Origin of the sequence: Rhizobacter sp., from assembly GCF_035702065.1 — a bacterium.
Lineage (GTDB): Bacteria > Pseudomonadota > Gammaproteobacteria > Burkholderiales > Burkholderiaceae_C > Rhizobacter.
Genome location: NZ_DASSRA010000004.1, coordinates 1 through 4,039, shown reverse-complemented (window position 1 = coordinate 4,039; position 4,039 = coordinate 1). Strand labels below are relative to the sequence as shown.

Here is a 4,039-nt window from a genome sequence, read left to right as displayed (position 1 = left end):
GGCACTGTCCAAGGGACGCATCTTCGAGGAAACGCTGCCGCTCCTGAAGGCCGCCGGCATCGAGGTTCTCGAAGACCCGGAGAAGTCGCGCAAGCTCATCATCGGCACCACCCGCCCCGACGTGCGCGTGGTGCTGGTGCGTGCCACCGACGTGCCGACTTACGTGCAGTACGGCGGCGCCGACCTCGGCGTGGCCGGCAAGGATGTGCTGCTCGAGCACGGCGGCGACGGCCTTTACCAGCCGCTCGACCTGCGCATCGCCCAATGCCGCATGAGCGTGGCTGTGCGCGACGACTTCGACTACGAGAGCGCGGTGAAGCAGGGCTCGCGCATCCGCGTGGCCACCAAGTACACCAGCTGCGCGCGCGACCACTTCGCCGACAAGGGCGTGCATGTGGATGTGATCAAGCTCTACGGCTCGATGGAGCTCGCGCCGCTGACCGGCCTGGCCGACGCCATCGTCGACCTGGTCTCCACCGGCAGCACGCTCAAGGCCAACCACCTGGTCGAGGTCGAACAGATCATGCAGATCTCGGCCCGCCTGGTGGTGAACCAGGCCGCGCTCAAGGTCAAGCGCGACGCCATCCGCCAGATCATCGACGCGTTCGCGTCGGCCATCCCTCAGTAAGCACTGTCATGAGCGTCAACGTCCGCCAACTCGCCACCGCGTCCGCCGATTTCGAAGCCGAGTTCCAGCGCGTGCTGCACTGGTCGGCCGAGACCGACCATGCGATCGAGGAGCGGGTGGCGGCGATCCTGGCCGATGTGCAGAAGCGTGGCGACGCGGCGGTGCTGGAGTACACCGAGCGCTTCGACGGGCTGAAGGCGCCCTCCGTGGCGGCCCTGGAGATCACTCGCGACGAACTGCAGGCCGCCGTATCCGCCATCACGCCCAAGCAGCGCAGTGCCCTGGAAGCCGCAGCCGAGCGCGTGCGCGACTACCACCAGCGCCAGCTCGAAGCCTGTGGCCGTTCCTGGAGCTACCGCGATGCAGACGGCACGCTGCTCGGCCAGAAGGTGACGCCGATCGACCGCCTGGGCATGTACGTGCCGGGCGGCAAGGCGGCCTATCCGTCGAGCGTGCTGATGAGCGCCATGCCCGCCAAGGTGGCCGGCGTGGGCGAAATCGTCATGGTCGTGCCCACGCCCAAGGGCGAGCGCAACGCGATGGTGCTGGCGGCAGCGGCGATCGCCGGCGTCGACCGCGCCTTCACGCTGGGCGGGGCCCAGGCCGTGGCGGCGCTGGCCTACGGCACAGCCACCGTGCCGCCCGTCGACAAGATCACCGGTCCGGGCAATGCCTACGTGGCGAGCGCCAAGCGGCGCGTGTTCGGCAAGGTCGGGATCGACATGATCGCCGGACCGAGCGAGATCCTGGTGCTGGCCGACGGCTCCACGCCGCCCGACTGGGTGGCGATGGACCTCTTCAGCCAGGCCGAGCACGACGAGCTGGCGCAAAGCATCCTGCTGTGCCCGGATGCGGCCTACATCGCCCAGGTGAAGGCCGAGATCGACCGCCTGCTGCCCGGCATGCCGCGCCAGGCGGTGATCCGTGCCTCGCTCGAAGGCCGCGGGGCGCTGATCCATACGCGCTCGATGGAAGAGGCCTGCGCCATCAGCAACCGCATCGCGCCCGAGCACCTGGAGATCAGCTCGCGCGAGCCCGCGCGCTGGGAGCCGCTGCTCAGGCATGCCGGCGCCATCTTCATGGGGGCCTTCACGAGTGAAAGCCTGGGCGACTACTGCGCCGGCCCCAACCACGTGCTGCCGACCTCGGGCACGGCGCGTTTCTCGTCGCCGCTGGGTGTGTACGACTTCCAGAAGCGCAGCAGCCTGATCGAGGTGAGCGAGGCGGGCGCGCAGAAGCTGGGGCTGATCGCGGCCGAGCTGGCCTATGGCGAGGGCCTGCAGGCCCATGCGCAGGCCGCCGAGATGCGGCTCAAGCGATGACTACTTCTTGGCGGACTGCTGCTGCATCGTGATCAATGCGCGCAAGGTGCCTTTCACTTCGGCCAGCTCGCGTTGCTGGTCGAGGACGATGCGTTGCATGCCTTCGAGCACCCGGTCTTGCTGCGCCACCTTCTCGCGCAGCGTGGCGACACCGGAGAGGCGGTCGAGGATCTCGGCGACCAGGCTCATCGGGGAGTGCCTGCTTTGATGGATTCAATCTGCGCAAAGAACAGCTCGGCACGGCGCTGGCCGTTGTCGAGCGTGGCGTTGATGGCGTCCAGGTCTTCCTTGGTCTTGCGGGTGGCCAGATCCAGCAACTCCAGGTCAGGCAGGGAGACACCGGCCTTGTACAGCTCGATGGCCGACCGCATCTCCGCGGAAACGTTGCTGCCGTTGGCCTTGGCCTGCTTCTCCAGGAACTTGCGTTGCCCGGGTTCGAGGTACACGTTGGTGAGGACGGCGGCCATGACGATCTCCAGTGAACGTTACATGCAATATATTATGTAATAGATGGCCTTTCAAGCCCTCTGACCATCCAAATTCACACCATGTCCAGCCGGCTCCAGACCGTCATCGCCCGACACATCCGCCAGGATGTGCAATCCATGCACGGCTACGCCATCCAGCCCAGCGCGGGCATGGTCAAGCTCGACGCGATGGAGAACCCGTTCCGCCTGCCCCAGGCGCTGCGCCGCGAACTGGGCGAGCGGCTGGGCGAGGTGGCGATCAACCGCTACCCCGGCGAGCGCATCGATGAGCTGCGCGTGGCGCTGGCCCGCCATGTGGGCCTGCCCGAGGGTTTCGAGCTGACGCTGGGCAATGGTTCCGACGAACTCATCAGCCTGCTGAGCATGGCCTGTGACGTGCCCGGTGCCACCGTGCTTGCGCCGTTGCCGGGCTTCGTGATGTACGAGATGTCGGCCAAGCTGCAGGGATTGCATTTCGTGGGCGTGCCGCTGACGGCCGACTTCGAGCTCGACGAGGCCGCGATGCTGGCCGCGATCGACCGGCACCAGCCGGCCATCGTTTACATCGCCTACCCGAACAACCCCACCGCCAATCTGTTCGACGACGCCGTCATCGAGAAGATCGTGCAGGCGGCGCCTGGCCTGGTGGTGATCGACGAGGCCTACCAGCCCTTCGCCTCGCGCAGCTACATCGACCGCGTGGCACGCCACGAAAACGTGCTGATCATGCGCACGCTCAGCAAGTTCGGTCTGGCCGGCGTGCGCCTGGGCTACCTGCTCGGGCCCCGGGCCCTGGTGGCCGAGATCGACAAGGTGCGCCCGCCCTACAACGTGAGCGTGCTCAACGCCGAGGCGGCGCTGTTCGCGCTGGAGCACCACGAGGAGTTCGCCCGCCAGGCGGCCGTGCTGCGCAGCGAGCGCACGCGTCTGAGCGCAGCGCTCTCAAGCATGCCGGGTGTGAAGCCTTACCCCAGCGAGGCCAACATGGTGCTCACCCGCGTGCCCGATGCGGCTGCGCTGTTCGAGGCCCTGAAGCAGCGCCGGGTGCTGGTGAAGAACGTCTCCAAGCTCCATCCGCTGCTGGCAAACTGCCTGAGGCTGACTGTGGGCACGCCGGAAGAGAACGACTTGATGATCGATGCATTGAAAGCGAGCCTGTCATGAGCGACCGCAAAGCGGACGTCACCCGCAACACCAACGAAACGCAGATCCGCGTGGCCATCAACCTCGATGGGACGGGCGCGGCCAAGCTCTCCACCGGCATCGGCTTCTTCGACCACATGCTTGACCAGATCGCCCGCCACGGCCTGATCGACCTGGAGATCGATGCGAAGGGCGACCTGCACATCGACGGCCACCACACCGTGGAAGACGTCGGCATCACGCTGGGCCAGGCCATGGCCCAGGCGGTGGGCGACAAGAAGGGCCTGCGCCGCTACGGGCATGCCTATGTGCCGCTCGACGAAGCGTTGTCGCGCGTCGTGATCGACTTCTCCGGCCGGCCCGGCCTGCACATGCGCGTCGATTTCAAGAGCGGCATGATCGGTGCGCTCGACACCCAGCTGGTTTACGAGTTCTTCCAGGGCTTCAGCAACCACGCCGGCGTGACGCTGCACATCGAC

Annotated in this window: 6 protein-coding genes; 4 read left to right on the top strand and 2 right to left on the bottom strand. The window is 66.8% G+C overall.

Annotated features, from left to right (window positions below; translation table 11 throughout):
* Together hisG and hisD are read left to right on the top strand one after the other, a co-directional pair.
* On the top strand, positions 1–628 hold a 628-nt coding region (gene hisG / locus VFL64_RS00250), incomplete at its 5' end, for an ATP phosphoribosyltransferase (RefSeq protein WP_489538369.1).
* Positions 629–636: 8 nt separating this feature from the next.
* A complete protein-coding gene (gene hisD, locus VFL64_RS00245; RefSeq protein WP_489538368.1) occupies positions 637–1,950 on the top strand; it encodes a histidinol dehydrogenase in 1,314 nt (437 codons plus the stop codon).
* Here the strand turns inward: hisD and VFL64_RS00240 are convergent, their stop codons facing one another.
* Both VFL64_RS00240 and VFL64_RS00235 read right to left on the bottom strand, forming a co-directional pair.
* Positions 1,951–2,139: a hypothetical protein gene (locus VFL64_RS00240; protein WP_489538367.1), complete on the bottom strand. Its 189-nt coding sequence runs from the start codon at positions 2,137–2,139 to the stop codon at positions 1,951–1,953.
* A complete protein-coding gene (locus tag VFL64_RS00235) occupies positions 2,136–2,417 on the bottom strand; it encodes a hypothetical protein (RefSeq protein ID WP_489538366.1) in 282 nt (93 codons plus the stop codon). The genes VFL64_RS00240 and VFL64_RS00235 overlap by 4 nt, the downstream gene beginning before the upstream one ends.
* 81 nt (positions 2,418–2,498) lie before the next feature.
* On the opposite strand from VFL64_RS00235, the gene hisC reads away from it, so the two are divergent.
* On the top strand, positions 2,499–3,581 hold the full coding sequence (gene hisC, locus VFL64_RS00230; protein ID WP_489538365.1) for a histidinol-phosphate transaminase: 1,083 nt from the start codon (positions 2,499–2,501) through the stop codon (positions 3,579–3,581).
* Positions 3,578–4,039, top strand: a 462-nt coding sequence (locus VFL64_RS00225) for an imidazoleglycerol-phosphate dehydratase (RefSeq protein ID WP_489538364.1), incomplete at its 3' end; no start/stop codon positions are given. The genes hisC and VFL64_RS00225, both read left to right, overlap by 4 nt.

What these genes read in the sequence shown, in the direction of transcription:
- hisD (WP_489538368.1), top strand. Translation starts at nt 637, where the DNA reads ATGAGCGTCAACGTCCGCCAACTCGCCACCGCGTCCGCCGATTTCGAA.
- VFL64_RS00240 (WP_489538367.1), bottom strand. Translation starts at nt 2,139, where the DNA reads ATGAGCCTGGTCGCCGAGATCCTCGACCGCCTCTCCGGTGTCGCCACG.
- VFL64_RS00235 (WP_489538366.1), bottom strand. Translation starts at nt 2,417, where the DNA reads ATGGCCGCCGTCCTCACCAACGTGTACCTCGAACCCGGGCAACGCAAG.
- hisC (WP_489538365.1), top strand. Translation starts at nt 2,499, where the DNA reads ATGTCCAGCCGGCTCCAGACCGTCATCGCCCGACACATCCGCCAGGAT.